The sequence below is a fragment of the Skermanella pratensis genome, assembly GCF_008843145.1.
Taxonomy (GTDB): domain Bacteria; phylum Pseudomonadota; class Alphaproteobacteria; order Azospirillales; family Azospirillaceae; genus Skermanella; species Skermanella pratensis.
In genome coordinates this window covers 3579710-3606662 of sequence record NZ_CP030265.1, presented here as the reverse complement: position 1 = coordinate 3606662, position 26953 = coordinate 3579710, and the positions used below count along the sequence as shown (strand labels likewise).

General features: G+C 66.5%; 25 protein-coding genes. 10 read left to right on the top strand and 15 right to left on the bottom strand.

From position 1 onward, the window contains the following. Window positions 1-17: 17 nt before the first annotated feature. The 3 genes from DPR14_RS16435 to DPR14_RS16425 all read right to left on the bottom strand — a co-directional run bounded on the left by DPR14_RS16435 (window position 18) and on the right by DPR14_RS16425 (window position 3441). Window positions 18-1181: a bifunctional GNAT family N-acetyltransferase/class I SAM-dependent methyltransferase gene (locus tag DPR14_RS16435; RefSeq protein ID WP_158046120.1), complete on the bottom strand. Its 1164-nt coding sequence runs from the start codon at window positions 1179-1181 to the stop codon at window positions 18-20. Beyond that, window positions 1178-2017, bottom strand: coding sequence for a branched-chain amino acid aminotransferase (locus DPR14_RS16430; RefSeq protein WP_158046119.1), 840 nt, complete (start codon window positions 2015-2017; stop codon window positions 1178-1180). The genes DPR14_RS16435 and DPR14_RS16430 overlap by 4 nt, the downstream gene beginning before the upstream one ends. Window positions 2018-2151: 134 nt before the next feature. After that, window positions 2152-3441 (bottom strand): MFS transporter, encoded by a 1290-nt coding sequence (locus tag DPR14_RS16425; RefSeq protein WP_158046118.1) that lies wholly within the window; start codon window positions 3439-3441, stop codon window positions 2152-2154. A 239-nt stretch (window positions 3442-3680) separates the two neighbouring features. Here DPR14_RS16425 and DPR14_RS16420 point away from each other — a divergent pair, with 239 nt between their 5' ends. From DPR14_RS16420 to hisE, 6 genes are all read left to right on the top strand, one after another. Then, a complete protein-coding gene (locus DPR14_RS16420; protein ID WP_158046117.1) occupies window positions 3681-5294 on the top strand; it encodes an ABC transporter substrate-binding protein in 1614 nt (537 codons plus the stop codon). Between the two features lie 72 nt (window positions 5295-5366). Next, window positions 5367-6371, top strand: coding sequence for an ABC transporter permease (locus DPR14_RS16415; RefSeq protein ID WP_158048176.1), 1005 nt, complete (start codon window positions 5367-5369; stop codon window positions 6369-6371). Next, entirely contained in the window at window positions 6368-7297 is a 930-nt protein-coding gene (nikC, locus tag DPR14_RS16410) for a nickel transporter permease (protein WP_158046116.1), read from the top strand. Before DPR14_RS16415 ends, nikC begins: the two co-directional genes overlap by 4 nt. After that, window positions 7294-8196: an ABC transporter ATP-binding protein gene (locus DPR14_RS16405; protein ID WP_158046115.1), complete on the top strand. Its 903-nt coding sequence runs from the start codon at window positions 7294-7296 to the stop codon at window positions 8194-8196. Before nikC ends, DPR14_RS16405 begins: the two co-directional genes overlap by 4 nt. Then, window positions 8193-8969: an ABC transporter ATP-binding protein gene (locus DPR14_RS16400; protein ID WP_158046114.1), complete on the top strand. Its 777-nt coding sequence runs from the start codon at window positions 8193-8195 to the stop codon at window positions 8967-8969. The genes DPR14_RS16405 and DPR14_RS16400 overlap by 4 nt, the downstream gene beginning before the upstream one ends. 176 nt (window positions 8970-9145) lie before the next feature. After that, window positions 9146-9499, top strand: coding sequence for a phosphoribosyl-ATP diphosphatase (hisE, locus tag DPR14_RS16395; RefSeq protein ID WP_246148228.1), 354 nt, complete (start codon window positions 9146-9148; stop codon window positions 9497-9499). 19 nt (window positions 9500-9518) lie between these two features. On the opposite strand, the gene DPR14_RS16390 is transcribed toward hisE, so the two are convergent. Beyond that, entirely contained in the window at window positions 9519-9995 is a 477-nt protein-coding gene (locus DPR14_RS16390; protein ID WP_158046112.1) for a CYTH domain-containing protein, read from the bottom strand. A 345-nt stretch (window positions 9996-10340) separates the two neighbouring features. Between DPR14_RS16390 and DPR14_RS16385 the strand changes: the two genes are divergently transcribed. Beyond that, window positions 10341-10574 carry a hypothetical protein gene (locus DPR14_RS16385; protein ID WP_158046111.1) on the top strand — a complete coding sequence of 78 codons (234 nt, stop codon included), beginning with the start codon at window positions 10341-10343 and terminating at the stop codon, window positions 10572-10574. Window positions 10575-10692: 118 nt separating this feature from the next. On the opposite strand, the gene DPR14_RS16380 is transcribed toward DPR14_RS16385, so the two are convergent. Genes DPR14_RS16380 through DPR14_RS16365 form a run of 4 tightly spaced genes read right to left on the bottom strand, consistent with a single transcriptional unit; the run spans window position 10693 to window position 14023 of the window. Next, the gene (locus DPR14_RS16380) at window positions 10693-11580 is read right to left on the bottom strand and encodes a beta-xylosidase (RefSeq protein WP_158046110.1); all 888 of its coding nucleotides are present in this window, start codon (window positions 11578-11580) and stop codon (window positions 10693-10695) included. Beyond that, the gene (locus DPR14_RS16375) at window positions 11577-12335 is read right to left on the bottom strand and encodes a TIGR04290 family methyltransferase (RefSeq protein ID WP_158046109.1); all 759 of its coding nucleotides are present in this window, start codon (window positions 12333-12335) and stop codon (window positions 11577-11579) included. Before DPR14_RS16375 ends, DPR14_RS16380 begins: the two co-directional genes overlap by 4 nt. Beyond that, window positions 12332-12937, bottom strand: coding sequence for a histidine phosphatase family protein (locus DPR14_RS16370; protein ID WP_158046108.1), 606 nt, complete (start codon window positions 12935-12937; stop codon window positions 12332-12334). The genes DPR14_RS16375 and DPR14_RS16370 overlap by 4 nt, the downstream gene beginning before the upstream one ends. A 6-nt stretch (window positions 12938-12943) precedes the next feature. Then, window positions 12944-14023 (bottom strand): inositol-3-phosphate synthase, encoded by a 1080-nt coding sequence (locus tag DPR14_RS16365; protein WP_158046107.1) that lies wholly within the window; start codon window positions 14021-14023, stop codon window positions 12944-12946. Between the two features lie 504 nt (window positions 14024-14527). Between DPR14_RS16365 and DPR14_RS16360 the strand changes: the two genes are divergently transcribed. After that, a complete protein-coding gene (locus DPR14_RS16360; protein WP_192498981.1) occupies window positions 14528-15562 on the top strand; it encodes an FAD-dependent oxidoreductase in 1035 nt (344 codons plus the stop codon). Window positions 15563-15577: 15 nt separating this feature from the next. Here the strand turns inward: DPR14_RS16360 and DPR14_RS16355 are convergent, their stop codons facing one another. Next, window positions 15578-17173 carry a DUF4384 domain-containing protein gene (locus DPR14_RS16355; protein ID WP_158046105.1) on the bottom strand — a complete coding sequence of 532 codons (1596 nt, stop codon included), beginning with the start codon at window positions 17171-17173 and terminating at the stop codon, window positions 15578-15580. Window positions 17174-17397: 224 nt separating this feature from the next. Between DPR14_RS16355 and DPR14_RS16350 the strand changes: the two genes are divergently transcribed. Further along, window positions 17398-18126, top strand: coding sequence for a Crp/Fnr family transcriptional regulator (locus DPR14_RS16350; protein ID WP_158046104.1), 729 nt, complete (start codon window positions 17398-17400; stop codon window positions 18124-18126). 45 nt (window positions 18127-18171) lie between these two features. Here the strand turns inward: DPR14_RS16350 and DPR14_RS16345 are convergent, their stop codons facing one another. The 3 genes from DPR14_RS16345 to DPR14_RS16335 all read right to left on the bottom strand — a co-directional run bounded on the left by DPR14_RS16345 (window position 18172) and on the right by DPR14_RS16335 (window position 20672). After that, window positions 18172-18501 carry a hypothetical protein gene (locus tag DPR14_RS16345; protein WP_158046103.1) on the bottom strand — a complete coding sequence of 110 codons (330 nt, stop codon included), beginning with the start codon at window positions 18499-18501 and terminating at the stop codon, window positions 18172-18174. Window positions 18502-18689: 188 nt separating this feature from the next. After that, window positions 18690-20159 (bottom strand): mechanosensitive ion channel family protein, encoded by a 1470-nt coding sequence (locus DPR14_RS16340; protein ID WP_158046102.1) that lies wholly within the window; start codon window positions 20157-20159, stop codon window positions 18690-18692. A gap of 189 nt (window positions 20160-20348) precedes the next feature. Next, window positions 20349-20672, bottom strand: a complete 324-nt coding sequence (locus tag DPR14_RS16335; protein ID WP_158046101.1) for a hypothetical protein — start codon at window positions 20670-20672, stop codon at window positions 20349-20351. A 426-nt stretch (window positions 20673-21098) separates the two neighbouring features. Between DPR14_RS16335 and DPR14_RS16330 the strand changes: the two genes are divergently transcribed. Beyond that, the gene (locus DPR14_RS16330) at window positions 21099-21908 is read left to right on the top strand and encodes a hypothetical protein (RefSeq protein WP_158046100.1); all 810 of its coding nucleotides are present in this window, start codon (window positions 21099-21101) and stop codon (window positions 21906-21908) included. Between the two features lie 73 nt (window positions 21909-21981). Here the strand turns inward: DPR14_RS16330 and DPR14_RS16325 are convergent, their stop codons facing one another. The 3 genes from DPR14_RS16325 to DPR14_RS16315 form a co-directional block, all read right to left on the bottom strand. Further along, window positions 21982-22431, bottom strand: coding sequence for a phasin family protein (locus tag DPR14_RS16325; RefSeq protein ID WP_158046099.1), 450 nt, complete (start codon window positions 22429-22431; stop codon window positions 21982-21984). Between the two features lie 127 nt (window positions 22432-22558). Further along, complete coding sequence (locus DPR14_RS16320; protein ID WP_211103791.1) at window positions 22559-23497, bottom strand: response regulator transcription factor; 939 nt, start codon at window positions 23495-23497, stop codon at window positions 22559-22561. Then, window positions 23481-26870, bottom strand: coding sequence for a hybrid sensor histidine kinase/response regulator (locus DPR14_RS16315; protein WP_158046098.1), 3390 nt, complete (start codon window positions 26868-26870; stop codon window positions 23481-23483). The genes DPR14_RS16320 and DPR14_RS16315 overlap by 17 nt, the downstream gene beginning before the upstream one ends. Window positions 26871-26953: the final 83 nt, after the last annotated feature.

Below are 26953 nucleotides of genomic sequence, written 5' to 3'. Positions count from 1 at the left end.
AGATGCTTAAATGAAAATTACTCGGATATACGTACAAACACCCCGTCCATGGATATCATTCGTGCCGTGCGGCGGTTGAAATAGCCAGGGATGAAGAGCGCCGGCTGGAACCCCAGCCCGGCCAGGGCGTCGATCATCTCCAGATAGCCCCGTTCTCCCTGATAGACCGGCACGACCGACAGCTCCAGCTGGATGCAGGATATCCGGTCCAGCCGGCCGGCCGCACCCTCCAGGACGGCCGATTCAGTGCCCTGTGTGTCGATCTTCAGGAAGCAGCGGTCGCCGGACGCCACATGCTCGTCGAACACCCGGTCGAGCCGCGTGAGCGGAACGGTGACCGACCCGGTATAGGCGGCGCTGTCGAGCAGGGCGCCCATCTCCGGCCGGAACGGCAGGGTCGAGCTCATGTCCGACTCCGCCGAGACGTTGAGCGTGACCTCTGCCTCCGTGGCGCCGAGCGCATCCTGCGGCGCTATCTGCCACGACGGGTCTCCCGCGGCGGCCCGGGCGAGGGCGGTCCTCGCCTCCGGCAGCGGCTCGAACGAGACGATCCTGCCGTCATAGCCGCCGTGCCGAAGCCGCGTCGCGTACTGGCCGACATTGGCCCCGACGTCCAGCACCACGGTGATCCCGTGGTGCTCCAGGATGCGGACCAGCGATCGGGTCTCCTTGCTCACGGCGACCGGCTTGGAAAAATGATACTCGACGCTGTTGCTGAGGTCGTGCAGCTCGCGCAGCTCCGTCCCGCGCCGGTATCCCAGGCGCTGGTAGAGGCGATGGGCGTCATGGAAGCGCGTATCGCTCCACAGCTCCAGCATGGGCGCGCCCCGGCGCGCGGCCTCGGCTTCCACCAGCTTCACCAGGCGGGTGCCCAGACCGGTGCCCCGGGCACCGCGATCGACATAGAGCTTCTTCAGCTCCCAATGCCCGCCGGCCGAGCCCAGCGGCCGGCCGCCGACCATGCCGACGATGCGGCCGTCCGAAGGGTCCTCGGCGATCCAGAACCGGCCGCCGTACCCGGCATAGGCCGTCGCGATGGCGCGCAGGTCGGGCTCCTCCCCGTCGACGTCGAGCACGCAGCCGGGATACTCGGAGAACACGTCGCGCATCAGCCGGATCAGCTGTTCCGCGTCGCCGTCCCGGCCGTCGCGCACCATGGGGGCCGTGTCGGTGCCGCTCACCGGTGCGCGAAGTCCCAGTAGAGGCCGCGGGCGCGCTTGAACACCGCGCCGGGCTCGAAATGCCTGTCCTCGACCCGGGTGACCGGGACGACCTTGGAATAGTTGCCGGTGGAGAACACCTCGTCGGCGTCCATCAGCTCGGTCCAGGTGATCGTGCGCTCGTACACCGCGACGCCGGCGTCGCGCAGCAGCTGCGCCACCCGCTGGCGCGTGATGCCGTTCAGGAAAGTGCCGTTGCACACCGGCGTGTGGGCGGCTCCGTCCTTGGCGATGAACAGGTTGGCGGTCGCGAACTCCGCCACGTTGCCCAGCGGGTCCAGCAGGATCGCGTTGTCGAAGCCGCGGCCCTGAGCCTCGCGAAGCGCCAGGCCGGCGTTGGGATAGAGGGCGGATGCCTTGGCATCGGTCGGGGCGGTGCCGGGCAGGGGGCGCCGCTTGGTCGACAGGCAGGCGGTGAACCCGGCGACCGGGGGCATCGGCGACTCATGGATGGTCAGCGCGAAGGCGGTGCTCGCCGGGTCGGGCATCACCCAGCCTTCCTCGGCGAAGAACATCGGTCGGATATAGAGCGCGATGCCGGGCGGGAACCGGCCGATGCCGTCGATCGCCAGTTCCTGGATCTCGCCGGCCGTCAGCATGGGCGCCAGTCCCAGGGCGTGCCCGGAGGCGATCAGCCGCTCGCAGTGGCGGTCCAGGTCGGGCGCCACGCCCTCGAACGCGCGGGCGCCGTCGAACACCACCGACGACAGCCACATGCAGTGGCTCATCGGACCGATGATCCCCGGGTTGCCTTCGAGCCACTGTCCCTTGAAAAAGGTGAGCGCGCTGCCCGCCATCAATCATACTCCACTTTATTGCTCTGCGCCGGGGCCGGATTGCCCCGACTGGTTGGTCGACCGATTTGCCTACAACATATCTCCAGTCGGCTGAGGAGCCAATGGCAAGCGTGCCTGTGGAGGCCGGGACTGCCTCATTCCGCGGCATGCCGCCCGCCCGGCGGGCTCTCCGGCAGGTCCAGGGAGAGCTGCGGTTCGTCCTCGCCCCGCGGGTCCAGGGGTGCCGCCACCGGCGTGGTCCGCGGCAGGCTTCGGAACGGCCCCTGCGCCTCCGACGGCGGAGCGGCGCGCTTGACGGTCCGGTAGAGGCCGAACACCACGGCCGCCGCGGCGCCGGCACCCGTGAAGGCGAACAGACCCGGCCCGCCCAGCACAGACATGGCCGCGGAGCCGGCCAGCGGTCCAAGCGTGGCGCCGACCGAATAGGACAGGATCAGGCCGCCGCTGGCCTGCACCAGCTCCGCCTTGTCGATATGGTCGTTGGTGTGGGCGACGCAGACGGGATACAGCGTGAAGGACAGCCCGCCGAACAGGGCCGCCACCAGCATCAGCATCAGGTCGCCGCCCATTTCCGACGCCGTGATCATGCCCACGCTGGCCGCCGCCGTGGCCGCCGACAGGGCGATGATCACGGAGCGGCGGTCGAACACGTCCGACAGCTTGCCCAGCGGCCATTGCAGCGCGACGCCGCCCAGGATGATCACGGTCATGAACAGCGCGGTGCCGGCGGTCCCGAATCCCTGCTGGGTGCCGTAGACCGGCGCCAGGCCGTAGATGGCGCCGGTCACGATGCCGCTGACGAAGGTCCCGAAGATCCCCAGCGGCGACGCCTCGTAGAGCCGCCGGATGCCGAAGGAGGCGATGTCGGGCAGCAGGGGCGGCGCCTTGCGGGTCAGCGCGACCGGCACCAGCGCCAGCGAGGTCAGCATCGAGATCGCGATGAAGCGCAGCATGCCCGTCGGGTCGTCCAGGTTGAGCAGCTGCTGCCCGACCGCCATGGCGCCGTACAGCGTGATCATGTAGAGCGACAGCATCTGCCCGCGCGTCCGGCTGGTCGCCCGGTCGTTCAGCCAGCTCTCGATGCACATGAACAGGCCGGCCATGCAGAAGCCCTCGGCCAGCCTCAACACCGCCCACAGCGGCAGGCTGAGATAGAGCGCATGCCCGAGGGTCGCGGCGGAGAATACCGACGCGAAAGCCGCGAAGGCCCGGATATGCCCGACCTTGGCGATGACCCGGTAGCCGAACAGCGACCCCGCCGTCAGCCCGGCGTAATAGGCCGCCATCACGAACCCGATCGCCACCGGCCCGACCCCGGTCGCCGTCAGCCGGACGCCGACCAGCGTGCTGAGCATTCCGCTGCCCAGCATCAGCAGGGCCACGGCGGTCAGCAGGGAGGAGATGGAACGGACGATCGGCAGCATGATGGATGGGGTGCTTTCCAGAGGGAGCAAGGCGGCCGCATCCTGCCCCGCGGACGCGGCCGGCGCGACCCCCAAAAGCCGGAGGGCAGCAATTCCGACGCGCCGCTTCTCCGGGTGCGTCGCTTGACAGGACCTGACCGGACGGTCAATCCTTCGCAGGTGCATCGCTGCCTGCCGCCGGGAGCGGACAGGGCAAATGAATCAACAAGATGCCAGGACAGCAGGAGAGAGGCCGCTTCATGGATAAGTTCGCCCGGAGTCTGATGGGAGCCGCCTTCGTGGCGCTCGCGGTCGTGGGAACCGGCGTCGGGACCGCAACGCCGGCCCTGGCGGACACGCCGAAGGACGCGCTGGTCATGGCTTGGCAGTTCGACGACATCATCAGCCTCGATCCGGCCGAGATCTTCGAGCTGTCGGGCGCCGAATACGGCGCCCAGGTCTATGAGCGGCTGATCTCCTACGACGTGAACGACGTCAGCAGGATCCTGCCCGGGCTGGCGGAAAGCTGGGAGGTCTCGGACGACGGCAAGACCTACACCTTCAAGATCCGAGACGGCGTCAAGTTCCACTCCGGCAATGCCCTCACCGCCGAGGACGCGGCCTATTCGCTGCGCCGCGCGGTCAAGCTGAACAAGTCGCCGGCCTTCATCCTGACCCAGTTCGGCTTCACCAAGGACAATGTGGACCAGAAGGTCCGGGCCACCGACTCCGGCACGCTGGTGATGGAGACCGACCAGGCCTACGCCCCCACTTTCGTCCTGTACTGCCTGACCGCCGGGGTCGCCTCGATCGTCGATGCCAAGCTGGTCCAGGAGAACGAGAAGGACGGCGATTTCGGGACCACCTGGCTGAAGACCAACTCCGCCGGCTCCGGCCCGTTCAAGCTGCGCCAGTGGAAGGCCAGCGAGATGCTGATGCTGGACGCCTTCCCCGGCTACTGGCAGGGCGGCCCGTCCATGAAGCGGGTGATCATCCGCCACATTCCGGAGCCCGCCACCCAGCGGCTCCTGCTGGAGAAGGGCGACGTGGACGTCGCGCGCAACCTCAAGCCCGAGCAGTTCGAGCCGCTTCGGGCATCCAAGGACATCAGGCTGGTCGAGGCGCCCAAGGGCACCCTCTGGTACATCAGCCTCAACCAGAAGAACGAGATCCTCGCCAAGCCAGAGGTGCGCAAGGCGATGCGCTACCTGGTCGATTACGACGCCATGCGCGGCAGCATCATGAACGGCCTCGGCACCGTCCACCAGGCTTTCCTGCCCAAGGGCTTCCTGGGCGCCGTGGAGGACAAGCCGTTCAAGTACGACCCGGCGAAGGCGCGAGAGCTGCTGGCCGCCGCCGGCTACCCGGACGGCTTCACCGTCACCATGGACGTGCGCAACACCTCGCCGACCATGGACATGGCGCAGACGATCCAGGCCAGCGCCGCGGCGGCCGGCGTGAAGATCGAGCTGCTGCCCATGGACGGCAAGCAGGCGCTGACCAAGTATCGCGCCCGCAATCAGGACATCTATATCGGCCAGTGGGGTCCCGACTACCAGGACCCTCACACCAACGCCGAGACCTTCGCGTCCAACCCGAACAACGCGGACGACGGCACGTCCAAGACGCTCGCCTGGCGGAACGCCTGGGACATTCCCGAGCTGACCGGGAAGACCGCCTCGGCCGTGCTGGAGCGGGACGCCGGCAAGCGGGCCGCCACATACCAGGAACTGCAGAAGACGGTGATGGAGGACAGCCCCTTCGTCGTCATGTTCCAGCAGGTCGAGGTCCCGGCGGTTCGCACCAATGTGGAAGGGCTGGTCTGGGGGCCCAGCTTCGACACCAACCTGTACCGGCTCGCGACCAAGAAGTAGCGGGTCTTGACCGACATCATCAAAGCGGGCGGCAATACCGCCGCCCGGCGGCCCCGGCGCCCCGCGGGGCCGCTGCGGCGGGTCGCCGGGCTGCTGGCCTCCGTGGCGCTCACGCTGCTCGGACTGCTGCTCGTGACCTTCCTGATCGGCCGCGTCGTGCCGATCGATCCGGTGTTGGCCGCCGTCGGCGACCGCGCCAACGCCGAGACCTACGAACGGATGCGGCAGGAGCTGGGTCTGGACCTGCCGCTGTGGCAGCAGTTCGGCCTCTACGTCGCCGACGTGGCGCGCGGCGACCTCGGCACATCGGTGCTGACCTCGCGCCCGGTGCTGGAGGATGTCGCCCGGGTCTTCCCCGCCACCCTGGAACTGGCCACCGCCGCCGTCATCATCGGCGTGGTGCTGGGCATTCCCGCAGGCGTGATGGCCGCCGTCCATCGCGGACGCTGGCCGGACCATCTGGTGCGCGTGCTGGGACTGGTGGGCTATTCGGTGCCGGTGTTCTGGCTGGGGCTGGTCGGGCTGCTGCTGTTCTACGCCAAGCTGGACTGGGCGCCGGGGCCGGGCAGGCTCGACGTGTTCTACGACGGGCTGGTCGATCCGGTGACCGGCATCCTGACCGTGGACGCGCTGCTGGCCGGCGAGACCGAGATCTTCTGGAACGCCCTGTCCCATCTGGTGCTGCCCGCCTCGATCCTGGGCTATTTCAGCATCGCCTATATCAGCCGCATGACCCGCAGCTTCATGCTGGACCAACTCAGGCAGGAATACATCACGACCGCCCGGGTCAAGGGCCTTTCCGAAACGCGGGTGATCTGGCGCCATGCGCTGGGCAACATCGCCGTGCCGCTCATCACGGTGGTGGCGCTGTCCTACGCCACCCTGCTGGAAGGCTCCGTCCTGACCGAGACCGTGTTCGCCTGGCCGGGGCTCGGCCAGTACATCACCAACAGCCTGCTGAGCGCCGACATGAACGCCGTGCTGGGCGGAACGCTGGTGGTGGGAGCCGTCTTCATCGGCCTGAACCTGCTGTCGGACCTGCTGTACCGGCTGCTCGACCCGAGGGCCCGGCGATGACCGGCGCCCCGATGGACGGCACCCGAACGAGCAACAGCCTGCGCGACTGGCTGCTGACCGACACGCCGCGCTCGCGCGGGCAGGCCCGGCTGGGCCGGCTCTATGCCGGCTGGCTGACCTTCTCGCGCAATCGGCTGGCGATGGTAGGCTTCTTCATCATCGCGGCCCTGGTCCTCGTCGCCTTGTTCGCGCCGCTGATCGCGACCCAGTCGCCCTACGACCAGGACCTCGCGAACCGGCTGCAGCCGCCGAGCTTCGCCCACTGGTTCGGTACCGACCAGTTCGGTCGCGACATCTTCTCGCGCGTCGTCCACGGCTCGCGGCTGACGCTCTACATCGTGCTCCTGGTGGCGGTCACCGCCCCGGTAGTCGGGTTGCTGATCGGCACCGTGTCCGGCTATCTGGGCGGCTGGACCGACATCGTGCTGATGCGGGTCACCGACATCTTCCTGGCCTTCCCCAAGCTGATCCTGGCACTGGCCTTCGTCGCGGCGCTGGGACCCGGAATCGAGAACGCGGTCATCGCCATCGCGATCACCTCCTGGCCTCCCTATGCCCGCATCGCCCGCGCGGAGACCATGACGATCCGCCACAGCGACTTCATCAGCGCGGTCCGCCTTCAGGGCGCCTCGCCCGTGCGGATCATCGCGGGGCATGTGGTCCCGCTCTGCACTTCCTCCCTGATCGTCCGGGTGACGCTCGACATGGCCGGCATCATCCTGACCGCCGCGGGGCTGGGCTTCCTGGGGTTGGGCGCCCAGCCGCCGCTGCCGGAATGGGGCGCCATGATCTCGACCGGCCGGCAGTACCTGCTCGAACAGTGGTGGGTCGCCACCTTGCCGGGCCTCGCGATCTTCGTCGTCAGCCTGGGCTTCAACCTGCTGGGCGACGGGCTGCGCGACGTGCTGGACCCCAAGAACGGATGACTTCCCTGACACCCCCGCTCCTCACCGTCGAGAACCTGCGCGTCCGCTTCCCGGCGCGCGACGGCTTCACCGAGGCCGTCCGCGGCGTCTCCTTCACCGTCGGACGGGAGAAGCTGGGCATCGTCGGCGAGTCCGGCTCGGGCAAGTCCATGACCGGGCGCGCCGTCCTGCGGCTGGTGCCGCCGCCGGGCGAGGTCGCCGCCGACCGGATCGAGTTCGACGGCACCGACCTGCGCACCGCGTCCGAGCGCACGCTGCGCGGCATCCGGGGACGCCGTATCTCCATGGTCATGCAGGACCCCAAGTTCTCGCTCAACCCGGTGATGACGGTGGGCCGCCAGATCGCGGAGGCTTACCAGGTCCACAGCGGCGCCGGCCGGCGCGAAGCCAGGCGGCGCGCGCTGGAGATGCTGGACTCCGTCCGCATCCGCGATCCGGAGCGGGTGTTCGACCTGTACCCGCACGAGGTCTCCGGCGGGATGGGGCAGCGCATCATGATCGCGATGATGCTGATCCCCGACCCCGACCTGCTGATCGCGGACGAGCCGACATCGGCCCTGGACGTGACGGTCCAGATGCAGGTGCTGGCGATCATGGACGAGTTGTGCGGCAGGCGGGGCATGGGGCTGATCTTCATCAGTCACGATCTGAACCTCGTCGCGTCGTTCTGCGACCGGATCCTGATCATGTATGCCGGCCGGGTGGTCGAGACCTGCCGGGCCGACGAGCTGCACGACGCGAAGCACCCCTACACCCGCGGCCTGCTCGACAGCCTGCCCAGGCTGGACGAGACGCGGCCCGAGCTGCCGGTCCTGGCCCGCGACCCCGCCTGGGCGGACAACGGAGCGGGCAGCGGAACGGGCAGCGGAACGGGCGGCGGAACGGGCGGCGGCCGATGATCGAGGTCGAGGACCTGAACGTCACCTTCGGCCATGGCGAGAGCGCCATCCACGCGGTCCAGGGCGTCACCTTCCGGGTCGGCGAGGGCGAAAGCTTCGGGCTGGTCGGCGAGTCCGGCTCCGGCAAATCCACCGTGCTGCGCGCGATCAGCGGACTCAACCCGGACTGGACGGGGATCGTGTCGGTCGACGGGCAGCCGCAGCGGCAGCGCCGGGACAAGGCGTTCTTCAAGCGCTGCCAGATGGTGTTCCAGGACCCCTATGGCTCGCTTCACCCGCGCCACACCATCGACCGCATCCTGGCGGAACCCGTCTCGATCCACGGGCTTGGCGATGCCGACCGGCGCATCGAGCGCGTCCTTGGCGAAGTCGGGCTCGGCCCCCGGTTCCGATTCCGCTTTCCCCACCAGCTTTCGGGCGGGCAGCGCCAGCGGGTCGCCATCGCGCGCGCCCTGATCCTGGAGCCGCGCGTGCTGCTGCTGGACGAGCCGACCTCCGCCCTGGACGTCTCCGTCCAGGCCGAAATCCTCAACCTGCTGAAGCGGCTCCGGGCCGAGCGGGCCCTGACCTACATCCTGGTCAGCCACAATCTTGCGGTGGTCGCATACATGTGCGACCGGCTGGCCGTGATGAACCGGGGCCGCGTGGTGGAGGAGATGTCCGTCGCGGATCTGCGGCGGGGCAAGGCCGCGCAGGAGTATACGCGCCAGCTCCTGCGGGCCAGCCAGGGCTACGACCGGGCGGCGGCCGACAGCTTCCGGGATTTCGCCTGAGCGTCACTTTGGCCTGGGCATTCTGTCCGAAAGAGGGATAGAAAACGGCTGACAAGACTGCGTCAGCTTACCACTTGTAAGGTCTGTCATTACATTTCCAGGATAGGGGCGACTCAGGCATAGTGAGCCGCAGTCCCGCTTCGCCGGCCATTGGTACCCATATCATGCATGACTCGTTGAGACGTCTATACGAATCCATCCTTGAGCACCGGGAACTCGACCCGAAGAAGTCGCGCACGGCCAAGCTCCAACAGGCCGGCCGGGCGAAAATGGCCCAGAAAGTCGGGGAGGAGGCGGTCGAGATCGTGATCGAAGCCGTCCAGGACAACCACGACGGCGTCGTCGCGGAGAGCGTCGACCTGATCTACAACCTGACGGTTCTGTGGGCGGACATGGGGATCACCCCAGACGATATCTGGGAAGAGATGCGGCGGCGCGAAACGGCGCTCGGGATCGCCGAGAAGCTTCCGAAGAGCGCCGACAGGCTATCCGTCGTCGAAGAACCGGTCCTGGTGCGCAAAGCCGTTTGAAAGTACCTGCGCAGGAAGCTCAGGCGGCTTGCGTCCAACTGGAAACGGGTTCGACGGAAAGGCTGGAATTTCCGTAGCGCGCGTCGTAGGTGATCTCGCGGCCGACCCAGTGGGGCAGGATGATTTCCTGCTCCGGGTGGGAAAGCTCCACTTCGGCCACGACCAGCCCGGCGTTCAGGCCGCCGAACACGTCGATTTCCCACGCCAGGCCGGCGTAAGGCAACGTGTACCTGACCTTTTCGATCAGCGTTTCAGGCGGCAGTCGCGACAGCATGGCAGCCGCGAGCGGCAATGGAACATTACTTTCGAACTCGGACCGGATAATTCCCTGTCGCGGTCCTTTGATGGTCAGGAAAGCGCTGTCATTCCGGATTCTGATACGGATGCGCGACTGCCGATCAAAAGAAAAATATCCCTGAACTATTCTGTCGCCGTTCCGGCATAGTCTGCCGACATCCTGGCAGACCAGGAATCTTCTTTCGATTTCGAATGACATGATTGCCAACCGAGTGCGTTGCGACCGGGGAGAGTAGACCGGTATTACCGGTTCGTAAAGGGCAATACCGCCGTCGGACATATGTCTTCCGTTCCGCCCCGCCCACGCTCCCCCATGGGCCGGTTGCCGCGCTGGCGTGTTGAAGCAGGTGCCGTTCCCGCCATCCGCCGAACCCCGACTCCGCTGAGTCATGCCGGCACGAGAAGAAGACATCAAGACGACCCCGGCAGCCGGGAGCATGCCGAAACCGCCCTCGGCGCCGGCGCCCTTCCGCTACCCGATGTTCCGGGCGATCTGGCTCGCCACCCTGATCGCCGTGCTGGAAGGGGCGGGGGCCGTGACGCCGTGGCGATCGGCACGGGGCAGGCGCTCACCGCCGCCGGCCTGTCCCTGGCGCTCAGCCTGATCCTGGGCCTGCGCTTCCGCCTGCCGGAAAACATCGCGCCCGGCCTGGACGCCGGCTCCGGCGCGGTGACGGTCGAGTACGAGGTCGACCCCGCCGAGCCCCGCATCTCCCACCTGCTGACTCGCGGCACGCCCCGCATGGGCTGGCCGCCGGGCGCCGACGCCGAGCATTGAGGCCGAGGAGCAGAGTACGTATCTGCGCCCATCTGCGTTCAACTGTGGCCAAACCAACGGCACGCATTTCGACGCCGAAGTCCGAGGCGTTCCAAAGCGGCGAACCATGGGTGCCGCATCACGCCGCGTAGCGCCGGACCATCGTGGCGCAGAACTCCGCGAACTCCTCCGGCACCTGGGGCGGGCTGGTGTGGTGGGGAGCCAGCCCGCGGTGCTCCGGCGTGAAGCAGAAGGTCACCGTCACGTCGAACTCCTCCAGCGCCTTCATCTGGCGGTCGAACCAGTCCAGGGCGTTCGGGCGGAAGCTGTCGGCCCAGCTCAGGCCCGTGCGCAGGTGCCGCACGCCCAGGTCGCGCAGCCAGCGCACGGCATCGTCCAGCCGGTGATCCTCGTAGTGGAACCATTGGCAGATGCCCATGTCGGGCGTGTAGCGGTTGAAGTGGCTCATCGCCAGCTTCGGCGAGCCGTCCTCGCGCAGCAGGCCCATGTAGAAGTGCCGGTAATACGACGATCCTTCCGCCTCGCGATGGCGTGTCGTCGCTTCCCACGAGCGGGGCAGGTCGTACAGGCTGTACCAGTGGATGCGCGGCACCCGGCCGATCAGCAGGTCGGCCGTGCGCTGAAGCCCGAACTCCTGGACCTCCTCCGCGCCGAAGGTCGAGACGCCGACCTCGCTGACCCAGACCGGCAGGTCGGTGACCGCCTGGATCTCCTTCAGCCGTTCGGGCCATTCGTGGATCGGCCACAGGTTCCAGTCCAGCGGAAAGCCGTGGACCGCCACCACGTCCACATCATCGAGCACTCCGCGCGACCGGAGCTTGGAGATGAACACCGGGTCGATCGGCGAGATGCCGCCCAAAACGCGCAGCAGGCCGGGGGCTTCCGCCTTGATCGCCTGGCCCGCCAGCGACGCCATCCGGCCGAACGCAATCCAGTCCGGATCAAGCTCGGGGTCCCAGTGGGACTTGTTGTTGGGCTCGTTCCAGATCATCGCCGCTTCGATCATTGCTGTCCCCTCGCTGGATAAACGGCGGCCACCCCGGGCGTCCGGCGTTCGGTGCGGCGGCAGAGATAGACCTCCTCCTCCGCCCGCTGCTCGATCTCGAATCCGCTGTCGCGGAGCATGGCCTCGACGCAGGCCCGGTTCGGGATCCACCAGTTGCTGTCGTCGTTGGAATAGCGCCGCTCGACGAAATGCATCTTCGGGTAACCGGGCTTGGCGAAGATGCCGGTCTCGGTGATGGGATAATTCTCTTCCAGCGGCTCGACTTCCTGGCTGCCGCGCATCATCGACTGGAACAGCAGCAGGTCGCGCGCCGCATGCTCGTGGATCAGGTCGAGCGCAAGCAGGGGATGGCGCAGGTGGTAAAGCACGCCCATGAAGATCACGAGGTCGAAACGTTCGCCGAGCCGGCCCAGGTCATAGACCGACATCTCGCGGAACTCGATCTCGGCGCCGCTCATTTCGGCTGCGAAACGGGCTTGACCCAGATACATCGGCTCACTGTCGATGGCGACCACCCGGTCGGCCCCCCGGCGCTTCATCTCGATCGAGTAGAAGCCGCCGTTGCAGCCAATATCCAGCACGGTCATGCCGCGCAGGTCTTCCGGCACCGCATGGGCGAAGCGCTGCCATTTGACATTGGGATAGTCGCCCAGGAAATGGTCGGGCGCCGTCCGCACGCCCTTCAACTTGATATTATGAAACCACTGGCCCAGATCATCGATCCGGCGCCGGATTTCGTCCTGCTCGCTCATCATGGTTCCTCGTTGATCCGCAGGATGCGGGGCCCCCAAGGGCCGATCTCGACGGTGCTGACGGAGGCTGTCGCCACCTCCAGCCGCAGGAGAAGGTCCAGCGGCATGCCGAGACAATGGGCCAGGACGGCCCGGATCACGTCGCAGTGGCTGACCAGCACGGCGGAACTCCGCGGGCCGCGGGCGACCAGCTTTTCGATGAAGCCCAGGACCCGCGCCTGCACCTCCGCCATGGTCTCGCCGCCGGGCGGGCGCGTTCCGCTTCGGAAATGATTCCAGCGGCGCCAGTCCTCCCGCGTGTTCAGTTCGGCGAACGGGCGGCCGGTCCAGTCGCCGAAGTCGATCTCTATCAAAGCAACGGAAATCTCGGCGGGAAGTCCCAGGCGGTCGGCGATGATGCCGGCCGTCCGGGAGGTGCGTTCCAGCGGGCTGGAATAGACCGCGGCGATGCCGCCGGCCTGGGCCAGCCGCTCCGCCGTGCGCCGCGCCTGTTCGATCCCGCGCCCCGACAGCGGAACGCCGGGCGTGCGGCCGGCGAGCAACCCCGGGGAAAGGTCATGCTCGCCGTGCCGTACGAGGTGGATTGTCGAAACGTCCTGGCTCACGTGCCGTCAGGCTTCGCCATCGATGAAGCGCAGGGTCCGCATGCGGGCTTCGGCATCGGTGAACTGCTGCGGCGGCGTCTTCATGAAGTAGCTGCTCGGGCCTATCAGCGCCCCGCCGATGCCGCGGTCCAGCGCCAGCTTGGCGCAACGCACGGCATCGATCACCACACCGGCCGAGTTGGGGGAGTCCCAGACTTCAAGCTTCAGCTCGCAATTCAGCGGGACATTGCCGAAGGTCGTGCCTTCCATCCGGATGTAGCACCATTTGCGGTCGGCCAGCCACGGCACGTAGTCGCTCGGACCGACATGGGCGTTTTCGTTCGACAGGGGCACGTCGAGCTGGCTGGTCACCGCGTTCGTCTTGGAGATCTTCTTCGATTCCAGCCGCTCGCGCTCCAGCATGTTCTCGAAATCGGCGTTGCCGCCGAAGTTGAGCTGGTAGGTCCGGTCCAGGCGGACCCCGCGCTCGCGGAACAGGTTGGTCAGCACGCGGTGGACGATGGTGGCGCCGACCTGGGACTTGATGTCGTCGCCGATGATCGGCAGGCGCTTCTCCTCGAATCGGCGGCGCCACGCGTCGCGCGACGCGATGAAGGACGGTATGCAGTTGACCAGCGCGCAACCGGCATCCAGCGCCTGCTCGGCATAGAACTCCGTCGCCTGTTCCGATCCGACCGGCAGGTAGGAAACCAGGATCTCGGCGCCGCTGCGGCGCAGCACCTCCGCGACGTCGGCGACCGGGCGCTCCGACTCCGTGACCACCTGCCCCAGGTACTTGCCGAGGCCGTCCAGGGTCGGCCCGCGCTCGACCGTAACGCCGGATCTGGGAACCTCGGCGAAGCGGACGGTGTTGTTCGGCTGGGCGTGGATCGCGTCGGCCAAGTCGTGTCCGACCTTGGCGTCGGACACGTCGAAGGCGGCCACCACCTCTATGTCGCGGATATGGTAGCCGCCCAGCGTGACATGCATCAGGCCGGGCACCTGATCGTCTTCGGCAGCGTTCTTGTAGTATTCCAGGCCCTGCACAAGCGATGAAGCACAATTTCCGACGCCGACGATCGCGAGGCGAACCTTTTTTCCGTTCACGAGCATGCTCCGTTATGATGATCCGCACCAGGCGGAATGGGAGCAACCGCCTGTACCGTCCCTGGTTCCGACATGGCTGCCGTCACGGCTCTGGATGCCTCCGGCACCGCAAGTTCCGGTTCCGACGGCGAGGAGCGAAACACGCCACCTTTCATCTTGTTCCGGGCCATCTTGTTCCGGGCCATTCTGTGCCGGCATCCGACGGTAGATCGAACAGCGAAGTGCGGTATCGGCCGAACGAAGGTGCGGGATCCTACCGTTCAATACTTTGATGCCATATCGTTCTATGAACAAAAGGCGACTTAAATTTATTAATGGAAGCCCTCACAGTGGGACGCGGTGTTAGAGACGTAGATTTCGAGAAGCGAAACGAACTTGGCCGCGATTTGTCCGCAGCAACTGCCGCTGACAGCGTCTTTCGGCATACGCGAGGGTTATTCACGGCGAGAGGTTTTTTTTATGTCTGCCGACAGGATAGAATGTGTCGTGATCGGGAGCGGAACCTTGGGGGCCGCCGTTGCGCGCCGTCTCGCCCTCGACGGGCGGGAGGTGATGCTGATCGCCCGGCGCGACCGCCAGCAGGACGACGGCGGGCATGCCCTGGCGGCCGGCGGCTGGCCGGAGCCTGTCGAGGCCCCGGTCGTGGACCGTTCCCGGACCCTCCGCGCCGGCTTCTCGGCCCTCGGGGCGAAGGCGCTGGAATCCTACTGTGCCCGCCAGGAAGTCCCGTTCCGGCGCACCGGGCAACTCCTGATCGCGCGCGATGACGCCGAGATGGCGTTGCTCGATGACATGAAACAGCGCGATCCCTCGGTGGAGCTGCTGTCGGTCGCCGATGTCACCGCCCACGAGCGGGGACTGAGATGCATCGGCGGACTGTTCGCTCCCGATGCGGGCATCGTCGATGGCGAATCGCTTCGCCTTGCCCTGCGGATCGAGGCGGAGAACGCCGGCGCCTTCGTCACCGAGGATTGCCGGCTGGTCGCGGCCTATCCCATGCGGCGCGGATTCGAGGTGGATCTCGGCGGGATGCCGGGCGAGCTGGAGACGGTTCGCTGCGACAGCCTGATCAATGCGACGGAGGATTACGAGGCGGTCCAGATCGCTGCCCGGGTCGAGGGCATGCGGAACCATGTTCCGCCCGAACTGTCCGGACCGGGGTCCAAGCGGTACAAGCTGGAAGGGACGGCGCCCTTCGACCGGCTCGTGGTTCCGGGCTGCCGCGGGGCCAAGTCGGCGGCGCTGTTCTTCTCCGGTTTTCTGGGCGAAAGCTGGATGGATGTCCTGTCCGAGCCGCGGGACCTGGTCGGCCGCGATATGGGTGACCAGAATACGGAAGACTCGCGGCCGCACGATTTCCGCATCCAGGGACCGGCGGAGCACGGTATAGCCGGGCTGATCAACCTGTTCGGCGTCGATGCCCGGTCGGAAACCCGGGCAGCGCTGGCGCTCGCCGATGCCGTGCTGGATACCCTGTCCGGCCGCGTCCACTGGTCGGAGCTGCGGTCGGCCTCGCCGTCCAGCCTGGCGGTGGCATAGGGCGGCGGCCGCTGTTCAGAAATCGACCGTGTTGGCCGGGACGACCCAAAGGTTCAGGCGCTTGGTCCGGACGTTCCCGCCGGGGACTTCGTCGAAAGCCTGGGTGACGCTCCGCAGGGTCGCCTGCGGGATAGGCCTCAGATCCTCTATCTTCATCGCGTCGGGCAGCGACAGGCCGACCTCCCGGGCCGAGGCGAAGCAAGCGACCGCCTCGCTGTCGCCGACGCTGTCCAGTCGGATGTTGAACGGCTTCTCGTAGCCGGGCGGGATCTCGACCTGCTGGTTCGCGGTCACGAAGGCGTCGGGCTGGAAGCGGTTCGGGAAGACCCGCGCCACGGTCCCGTCGCTGTCCTGGTAATAGCAATAGAGGAACGCGTCGGCGGTCGCCTGCGCCTTCACCACCAGGGCCTCCCCCTGCTTGAACCGGGGCGCCGGGCCGCGGTCGGTGTTGAGGAACAGGTCCAGGCGGCGCTCGCCGCCCGCATCCATCGGGATCAGCGGAATGCCGGGGCCGCCGGCATTGGCTATGGCGCCGGTGCGTCCGGGCGCGCGGGCGGTCACCCCGGGCTTGCCCAGCATCGAGTAATACAGGTCGAAATCGATCCTGCCGGTGGCGATCAGGTCGTTGTCGGTCTGGTAGCGCGCCGCCGCCTCCTTGGTCTCGATGTCGTAGATGCCGGTGATCGGTCCCTCGTAATAGCCGCCGCTGGACAGGATCTGCTGGGCGAAGCGGACCTGCTCGTCGGGCAGGGTGGTGTCGAACCATTCGCGGGCCTGGGCTCGGAAGGTCGGATTGGTCTGGTCCAGGCCGAGGCATTGCCAATAGGGCACCCGCGTCAGCTTGCCCAGCGTCTCGACCACGCTCAGGTCGACCAGCGTCCGGACGGCCTGATGGAACCCTTCCGACTTGTTGAAGGCGACGTTGAAGGCGAAGCCGGCCTTGTCGATCCTCCCGCCGGCATCGCCGCTGATGCCCGATCGCACCACGGCGATCGAATTGCTGGCCGACATGCCCGGCAGGATCTGGCGGGTCACCACCTCGCCGACGTTCAGGTCCACCGACACGACCGAGACGATCCGATCGCGCGACGCGCCGATGTCGAGGAAGGGCAGGGACACGGAGCCGCCCTGCAACTCGCTCAGCACGTTCTCGTCCAGCTGGGTGATGGCGCCCCGGATGTAGTAGCTCGGCACCACGAAGTCGGGCTGGACGCCGATCAGGGCGGACAGGGCTGTGACGTCGCTGTTCGGGTTGGGCTCGAAATCCACGAAGCGAAAGGCGTTGCTGCGCGCCGACATGCGCGAGATCGCGGTGATCAGCATCTCCTTGGTCCCCGCCGCAACCTTGCCGGTGGCGTCGGGAATGCCCGAGGTCATGATGTAGATGTCGCTCTTGCCATGCTGCCACAGCAAGGTGTCCATGCATTGCAGGCTGCTGGTGAAGCTGCTGATGGTCTTGGTGGTCGGCGTCTTCGGCTCCACCACGACGGGGGCGATCGCCGGGTCCGACAGGCATCCGGCAAGCATGAGGCACCCGCCCGCCAGCCACCCGGCGCGCCCGGCCCAGCCACGGCGGGCCGGTCCAGGGCGGCGAAGGCGGATCTTGGACATGACGGGACTCCTTTCCTGATCGATGCTGTCTGAGAACTTGAGGAGGATTAGTCTCTATCTGAAAGACTGGAGGGGGCAATCGCTATTTCGTTTAGCTTTCCACCATCCAGGGAGAAGTGGACAGTCTCGAACCTGCGTGACCATAATGTTTCTCAAATCATGGAATGGCACAATCCTTGGTGTGTCCTGGTCCATGACGAGGCATAGTCTGGAGGGCATCGCCGATGGCCACTATGGGACTGGAGGAGAAGCTTGCCGTCCTGGCGGAGCACTCCTTGCTCAAGCATGTCGATCCCGGCGAGCTGTCGCAGCTGGCGGCCTATGCCACCGTCGCGCAACACCGGCCGCGGGCCATCATCTTCCGCCAGGGCGATCCCGGTTCCAGCATGATGGCCGTGCTTTCCGGCCGCGTCCGGATCTGCAGCTACTCGGCCGAAGGCAAGGAGGTGACGCTGAACATCGTCCGCAAGGGCGAGTATTTCGGCGAGATCGCCCTGCTCGACGGCAAGTCCCGGACGGCCGAGGCGGTGGCGATCGAGGACACCGGCCTGCTGGTGCTGGAGCGGCGGCACTTCCTGCCATGGCTGGAGAGCCATCCCACCGTCTGCCTGCGCATGTTCAACGTGCTGTGCGACCGGCTGCGCCGAACCAGCACCCAGTTGGAGGACACCCTGTTCCTGGAAGTGCCGATCCGGCTCGCCCGCTGCCTCGTCCGACTGGCGACGGCCTTCGGGGTGGAGGAGCGGGGCGGAGGGACCCGGATCGACGTCAAGCTCTCCCAGCAGCAATTGGGCACCCTGGTCGGCATCACCCGGGAAAGCACCAACAAGCACCTGAACGAGTGGCAGCGCGACGGGCTGATCACGGTCTCGGCGGGATCGATCACGATCCGCGATCTCGACGGCCTGCGGGAGCTTGCCGACTTCTACGACGAGGACGAGGCGGAGGCCTGATCCCGCCCCGCGGCGGTGCTTGCGCCGCGGGGCCGTGCCGTTCCCTCAGCAGTCGCTTTCGGAGTTGATCCCGCCGACCGTCTGGCAAGCGCTGGACAGGAAGCCGGTCGAGGCGTTGACCGCGTTGTTGGCGAGGCCGATCACGGTGGCGTTGCCCTTGACGTTCACGTCGCCCTTGACCGAGCCGATGTTCTGGTCCGCCTTCGCCAGGAAGCCGGTGGCGGCGTTGACCGCGTTGTTCGCCAGGCCGATGACGGTGGCGTTGCCGCCGATCTCGACGCCGCCGCGCTGCTGGGCCAGGGCCGGGCCGGCGGCCAGGGAACCGATGACGATGGACAGGGCGACCAGAGCGGGGGCGGTGGTGATGCGGATCATGGACTGAACTCCTTTTCATCGGGTTTGCGGTGGGTTTCGGCTTCAGAGCCGATCGCGTCCTTCGCGATGACACAAACCTACCCAAACCCTTGTGCCGTCGATGTAAACCGGCTTACATCAGGCCCGGAATCACTGTGAAGCGGGCCACGTCCGGCGGTTCTGTTCAGCGGAAATCCGACCGGTGCCAATCATGGCGCCGGCAGTCCGAAGAAGTCCCGCAGGCGGTCCAGCAGGTCGCGCCGGTGGGGGGCCGGCGCGACCGGCATCGGGCGCAGCGCGGTCGCGCGCTTCTCCGCGTTGTGCTCCGCCCGTTCCGCCATCAGCTCCGAAAGCCTTTCTGCCAGTTCGGCGCGGTCGTGCAGCAGCGGGCGCAGATGCTCGCCGGCCAGTTCGTAGACGACGGCGTCGGTCAGGGCCTCCACCGTGGCGCTGCGCGGTTCGCCGGTCAGCAGCGCCATCTCGCCGAAGATGGCTCCCGGTGCCATGCGGTCCAGCACGACCGGCCGCGATCCGTCCCCGCCCATGACGGTGCCCCGGACTTCCAGCAGCCCCTCGGTCACCAGGAAGAGCGAGGACCCCTGGTCGCCCTGGTTGACCACCACGGCGCCGGACGCGAACTGCCGGCGCTTCATCCGGCTCGCCAGCGCGTCGAGTTCGGCGGTCGTGAAAGCCTGGAACAGGGGGATCGCGCCCAGCATGCGGCGGCAGATGTCCATGCCTTCCAGGTCGCGGCCGGCGCGGTTCTGCGGGACCAGGCTCCGGCGCGGCGCCGAGACCGCCAGGCCGGCGTCGCGCAGCGCCTTCAGCACGGCGGCGGCCACCGCGTCGCGGCAGGCCACCTCCGCGCCGTGGTCCGGCACCCGGAAGCGCAGCAGGTAGCAGACGCCCGCCTCCCCGACGCTGTCCACCACCACGTCCGACTGCCCCTCGGCCAGCAGGTGGTCGACCGACAGCAGGGCGGACAGCAGCACCCGGCGCGCCCGCCTGACCGGCACCGCAGGGTCCAGGTGGACCCGCAGCGACGCCCGGTAGGAGGCATCCGGCAGGCTGTAGTTGACGAAGCGGCTGCCGGCGATCAGGCCGTTGGGCAGTATGACGGTGGTCCCGTCCGTCGTCAGCAGCCGGGTCGAGCGCCAGTTGACCTCGACCACCTTGCCCGTCGCCCCGGGTCCGCCGGAGGCCGCTCCCACCTGGATCCAGTCGCCGATCCGGTAGGGATGTTCGACATTGATCGCGATGCCGGAGAAGATGTCGGCCAGGATGTTGCGCAGCGCGAATCCCAGGACCGCTATGACCACGCCCGATGTCGCGATCAGGCCGGTGACCGGCAGGCGAAGGACGAAGCTGGCGACCGCCAGTCCGGCCAGCCCGAAGAACAGGACGCGCGTCAGGTCGCCGACCAGCCGGGGCGCCGCAGGCGACCGGTCGGATGCCGCCGGCCGCCGCAGCAACCCGTCGACCACGCGGGTCCCGAACCAGGCCAGCCCGAACCAGCCGGCGGACCCGGCCAGCAGCGTCACGGCACCGTCGAATGCGCCGTCCATCCCCAGCCCAAGCCGCGAGCGGACCATCGGCCACAGGAAGCTCAGCGCGAAGCCGCAGAGGGTCACGGCCAGGGGCAAGGTGGGCAGGGGCAGCCGACGTCCGGACGTCTTCATCGCGTCTCACATGATCGATCCCCGGAGAAATCCACGGGAGCGGGCAGGGAAGTTTAGGCGCGAAGCGGCCCGGGCGAGAAGCGGACGAAATGCGGCCGAACGAAAAATGCCCCGCGGCACTGGCCGCGGGGCGCAAGGTAGGAGGCGAGGAGAGGAAGAGGAGGAAAAGGGCCGAACCGGACTACGGGATCAGCAGTCGCTCTCGGAACTGACCACGCCGACCGACTGGCAAGCGTTGGAGAGGAAGCCGGTGGCCGCGTTGACCGCGTTGTTGGCGAGGCCGATCACGGTGGCGTTGCCCTTGATGTTCACGTCGCCCTTGACGGCGCCGATGTTCTGGTCCGCCTTCGCCAGGAAGCCGGTGGCCGCGTTGACCGCGTTGTTCGCCAGGCCGATGACGGTGGCGTTGCCGCCGATCTCGACGCCGCCGCGCTGCTGGGCCAGGGTCGGGCCGGCGGCCAGGGAACCGGTGACGATGGACAGGGCGACCAGGGCGGCGGTGATGCGGATCATGACGGTGTCTCCTTCGGGGCTTGGGGTTCGGGTTCGCGGCGGTTGCCGCTGTCGTCTTCGATGGACAAACCCTATCCGCTGTGCGTCCGGAGGCCTGTAAACCGGCTCACAGAGACCGCAGTTTCTGTGTGCGGGAGATTACAGCAAGGATATATGACGCCTTCTGCCGAATGTTCGACGAACAGAACAGTGCGGTTATAGGCGTTTTTGTCATAAGGCTCGGGCGGATCAAGATACGAAGTCCCGCAACACTCGAAGTCGGCGTTATACATTGGTATTCCCTTCTGGGATGGTGTGCATCATTAGTTTCAGAGTGGTCGAAGTTATGTTTCTTTGTGAACTCGTGAGTGGATTTGCGATTGAACAGTCGCGGTAATGTGATAAAAAGCCCCTGATTGTCGTTGAATTTTCAATTAGAGGTATTCAATGCCTACGCTGGCCGAACTTGAAGACGAAGGGAAATTGGCGGATTTCGTCCATGAAGTGGCTCTGGGTGTCGCACAAGGAGTTCCGAGCTTTCCACACGGTGGTAATAGCGGAATGACCACGACACCCGAAGGATTCAGTCAGTTGGTTGAGACGGCGGGCAAACCAACGATGAGTGAGAGAAAAAAGCGCATGAATAGATTTGAGATATCATTAAGTCTCTGGATCAGTGAATATTTTGTTTTCAATGCGGTATCTGACATGTTCGATAAAGATAATATTGACTATCTGGTATCGCAATTCTCGTCTTATTTGATTGCTGCCACAGATCCAGACAAGCGGTCTTTGGTTAGTGTTTCCAAGGCAGAATTCATCGCCGCCTTGCGGGAGTGCGAAACCGACTTGGAATTCCTGCAGAAGCGAAGAAGGCTGCAGGATGGGGTATCGGAAGGCAAGGTCGCGGGTGTGCTCCTTTTCAGGCTTTGCCAAAGGAGAATCGTCCACCTCCATTTGCAAGGACTCAAGGAAGATCCTCCCGAAGCTCATACATTACAGGAAAGAGCGGCAATCCACACGGTCCTGCAGCTTCTCAATCTCGATATCAGCCAAGATCATCTGTCGAGCTCTGTAGGGACTCATCGCAGTCCCAATATCCCTGCAAAAGCGCTTCAGGACCTCGAAACCGAGCTGTTGTATCTGGTCAAGAGGCGGCACTGCAACCAGGAAAACCTGGGCATATTCTTCGATGCGGCATGTTATCTTGATGCCGGCATAGCTCGCCTGAAAGCAATCAGAAGCCCGACCTGCTGACGAAACTCCGGACCGCTGTTTCGACCGGCCCGGAGCATCGGACTCACCTGACATCAGGCAGCCAGGGAGCCAATCAGCCCTTCTGATCCAGCCTTTCGCCGGCTTCCTTGGCCTTTTCCGCCGACAGGCGGGACAGGCGCTCGCTGAAGTTCAGCAGTTCCTTCAGATTGTCCTGGAGATAGCGGTTCTGGATGTCCAGGACGTCGTTCGGGCTGCGCGCCGAGGCGAGCTGCTGCATCATCTCCGACTGCCGCTTGGCGGAATGCTTGGCATACTCCGCGCACTCGCCGGCGGCGCTACGGGCGCCCGAGGTCATGGTCTCGGCGATCCGCTTCATCATCTCGAAGTTCTGGCCGGAGCGCTGGATCAGCTCCTGGGAGACCTTCGCCGACATTCCCGCCACGTCGGCCATGTTGCCCATCTGGTTGCGAAGCTGGTCGGCCCCCTGGCGAAGCGTGTTCTCGGCCTGCTGGGTACCCCTGCCGGTCGCGGCAGCGCCGGTGTTACTCTTGTCGTCCGCCATGTGTTCCTCCCTCTGCGAATTGTTGTCGAAACGCCCTCCCGCCTGCCGGAACCGGTCGCGGGCATGGCGACACGGGATTCAACACGTGGAAAGACGAAATGTTGTCGGAGGCCGGCGCGGAGTTCCTTCACACCAGCCCCACCGTCCGGATCGCGATCACCGCCGCCGAGGCGCGGTTCTCCACGCCCAGCTTGGCGTAGACCTGTTCCAGATGCTTGTTCACCGTGCGGGCGCTCATCCCGAGGATCTCGCTGATGTCGCGGTTGGACTTGCCGCGGGCGATCCACAGCAGAACCTCGGACTCCCGCGCGGTCAGGCAGAGCCTTTCCTTCAGCAGGGTTTCCTCGGCGCAGCTCCGGTTGTTGACCAGCCGCAGCAGGAACTCGTCGGGGCCGGCACGGCCGACATAGGTGAACTGGATCTGATGTCCGTCGCCGCCGCATGTCACGGCGACGCCGTCCGTCCGCCTGTCGGAGCCCGAACGGTCACGCTCGGCCAGCCAGTTCCTGACCGCGGCGGGCAGGCGCCCGCCGTCGCCGGCGGCGGCGTCCAGCAGCGGGGCCAGCAGGATGCTCGCCTGCGGCGTGCACCACAGCACCTCGCCCGCCTTGCTGGCGGCCAGCAGGAACCTGCCGGTGGCATCCAGCGCGCTGCGGGCGCTCTGGGCCAGCCGGGCGTTCGCCAAGTGGGCGTGCATCCGGACGATCAGCTCGTCCGGCACGATCGGCTTGGTCACGTAATCGACGCCGCCGGCCTCGAAGCCCGCGACGATGTGCTCGGTCTCGGTCAGGCCGGTCATGAAGATGACCGGCACATGGGCCACGTTTTTCTTGTCCTTCAACCGCTTGCAGGTCTCGAAGCCGTTCATCCCCGGCATGATCGCGTCCATCAGGATCACGTCGGGCGTGATCTCGTCGACCAGCGTCAGCGCCTTGGCGCCTTCCAGCGCTACCAGCACGGTCACTTCGGCTTCTTCCAGCGCGTCGGTCAGCATGCCGAGCGTTTCCGGGGAATCATCGACGACCAGCACGATGTCGCGTGCCTTCAGCCTATCCAGCATGACCATCGAGCGCCTCCAGGGTCCGCATGTAATCGTCGAGCGCCAGGTCGTTCACCAGCGACTTCATGTGGCTGACGAACGGGCCGCACTCGGGGCTCTTCACCTCGATCTCTTCGAGCTTGGTCTTGATCCCGCGCACATAGCCGATCCGGCCGAGCTGGCGCAGGTCGTCCAGGTGTCCGCGCTCCGGCACCGTCTCGGGCGGGAAGCCGGCTTTCGCCGGCAGAACCGGCTCTACCGCCACGTCGTGCATCCAGTCCAGGCCCAGCACGGCGCGGATCGCGTCGAGCAGCGCCGGGATCGTGATCGGCTTCTCCAGGTAGCCGTCATGGGCGGTGCCGCCGTCCTCGTCGGCGCCCGGCTCCGCCCGCCCTTCCGCGGCGTTGGCGGAGATCATGACGATCCGGGCGCGGACCTGGCGGGACCGGCGCAGCAGCCGGGCGGCGTCCCGCCCGTTGATCCCGGGCATGGAAATGTCCATCAGCACCAGGTCGGGCTGGATCTCCTCCGCCAGCGCCACGCACGACCCGCCGTCCATGGCGGTGAAGACGATGAAGCCCAGCGGTCCCAGGATATCGGTCACCAGCTCCCGGTGGTCCGGATCGTCGTCGGCGACCAGCACCGTCCGGCGCGGTCCGGCGTAGCCGGTGATCTTCAGGGCGACGGGCGCCAGCCGGCTCGGCCGCCGCACCTCCGACAGCAGCAGCTTGACGCGAAAGACGCTGCCCTTGCCGGCGGTGCTGCCGACAGAGATCTCGCCGCCCATGATCTCCGTCAGCAGCTTGGTGATGGTCAGGCCCAATCCCGTGCCGGGCGTCATCCGGGCGCCGGCCAGTTGGCCACGCTCGAACGGCTCGAAGATGCGGCCCAGGTCGTCGGGCAGGATGCCGATGCCGCTGTCCTCCACCTCGATGTCGGCGACTTGGCTGCGGTAGCGGATGCGGAGCGCTATGAAGCCGCCGGGCGTGAACTTGATCGCGTTGGACAGCAGGTTGATCAGGATCTGGCGCAGCCTCTTGGCGTCGGTATGGACCACCAGCGGCAGCGTCTCCGGCCGGTCGAACACGAACTCTATCCCTTTCGCCGTCGCCTGGAGCCTGAACATGTCGACGATCTGGTCCAGGAACTCGACCAGGTGGACCTCGTCGCGGTTCAGCCGCAGCCGGCCGGCCTCGATCTTCGAGATGTCGAGCAGTCCCTCGATCAGGCTCGACAGGTGCTCCGAGCTGCGCCGGATCACCTTGATGGCGTCTCGCCGGCGCGGCGGGATGGTCTGGTCGGCCTCCAGCAACTGCGCATAGCCGAAGATCGCGTTCAGCGGGGAGCGCAGCTCGTGGCTCATGCCGACCACATAGCGGCTCTTGGCGAGGTTGGCGGCCTCGGCGACCTCCTTGGCCTTCTGAAGCTCGGCGTCGGTCCGCTCGTGGGCCTCGATCTCCTGCATCAGCAGGTTGGTCTGGCGCGCGGTCTCCTCCTGCGCGACCTTGCGGCTTTCCTGGGCCAGCACGAACAGCCAGGTCGCCACGCCGGTGATGATCATCAGGATGAAGAACAGGTTCCAGAAGATGCCGGCGATGGTCTCGCGGTGGGCGTCGTCGTTCAGCACCGCCTGGTGATAGATCACCGTCAGGATCAGGCCGATGATCAGCCCGAACAGCGACAGCAGGCTCAGATAATGGCCCAGGCGGGAGTTCACGCGGTCCACCACCCGCTCCGGCAGGGCCAGCCTCAGCCAGCCCAGCACCTGTTCCGGCATCCGCGACTGGGGCTTGCAGACATCGTGGCAGCGGGCGTCGAGCGAGCAGCACAGCGAGCAGATGGCGCCCGAATAGGCCGGACAGAACGCCATGTCCTCCCGCTCGAAGGCGTGCTCGCAGATCACGCACCGGGTCGTCGGGGTTCCCGGCAGCAGCCCCGCCGAGGAACGCGCGATGTAGTACCGCCCTCCCGTCGCCCAGGCGATCAGCGGGGCCGCGGCGAACGGCACCGCCAGCGCCACGAACGGCGCCAGCGCCTCCACGGTGGCGCCGAACAGCCCCGTGAAGGCGAGTGCCGAGGCCAGCACCCCCAGCAGCATCGAGCCTACGCCGACCGGGTTGATGTCGTACAGGTGCGCCCGCTTGAACTCGATGTGCGGCGGGCTCAGCTTCAGCGGCTTGTTGATCAGCAGGTCGGCGACGATGGCGCCCACCCACGATACCGCGACGATCGAGTACAGGCCTAGGATCTGCTCCAGCGCCTTGTAGATCCCGACCGCCATCAGCAGGAAGGCGATCGCGACGTTGAACACCAGCCAGATCACCCGGCCCGGATGGCTGTGGGTCAGCCGGGAGAAGAAGTTCGACCAGGCGATGGACCCGGCATAGGAGTTCGTGACGTTGATCTTGATCTGCGACACGACGACGAAGGCCACCATCACGAACAGCGCCACGTCGGCGCTGGAAAACACGTGGCCGAACGCCACCAGGTACATCCGCGTCGGCTCCGCCGCGTGCTCGATCGAAACCCCCTGGCCGAGCGCCAGGACGGCCAGGAACGATCCCGCCGCCAGTTTCACCGCCCCCAGCACGATCCAGCCCGGCCCCGCCGACATCAGCGAGGTCCACCAGACGAAGCGGTTTCCCCTGCGCTTCACCGGCATGAAGCGCAGGAAATCGACCTGCTCGCCGACTTGGGCGATCAGCGCGAAGATCACGCCTGACGCCGCCCCGAACAGCAGCAGGTCGAACGACCCGTCAGGATCTCCCGCAAGCCCGGTATGGCCGGTCCATTCCTCCAGCCCGTCGGAATGGTGGATCGCGATGAAGACGAAGGGCAGAACGTGCAGCACCACCCAGACCGGCTGGGTCCAGAGCTGGAACCGGCTGATGAAGGTGATGCCGTGGGTCACCAGCGGGATGACCACCAGCGAGCTGATCAGGTAACCGGCGGACAGCGGGATGCCGAACCCCATCTCCAGCGCCAGCGCCATGATCGCGGCCTCGATCGCGAAGAAGATGAAGGTGAAGGAGGCGTAGATCAGCGACGTGATGGTCGAGCCGATATAGCCGAACCCGGCGCCACGGGTCAGCAGGTCGATGTCCACCCCGTAACGGGCGGCGTAATAGCTGATCGGTACCGCCGTGACGAAGATCAGCAGACCCACCGCCAGGATCGCCGCCATCGCGTTGGTGAAGCCGTAATTCAGCGTCACCGTGCCGCCGATCGCCTCCAGCGCCAGGAAGGAGATGGCGCCCAGGGCGGTGTTGGCGACCCGGAGCGCCGACCAGCGCCGGGCGCCCTTGGCGGTGAAACGCAGCGCGAAGTCCTCAAGGGTCTGGTTGGCGACCCACTGATTGTAGGTGCGCCGGACCCTGACGATCTTCTGGAGCGCCGCCATCCGTCCTTGATCCACCGTCAGATTGGAAAGTCCCGAGAATGATGGGTGTCGGACACGGTAGCCCGGCCCCTGAATACTAGCAT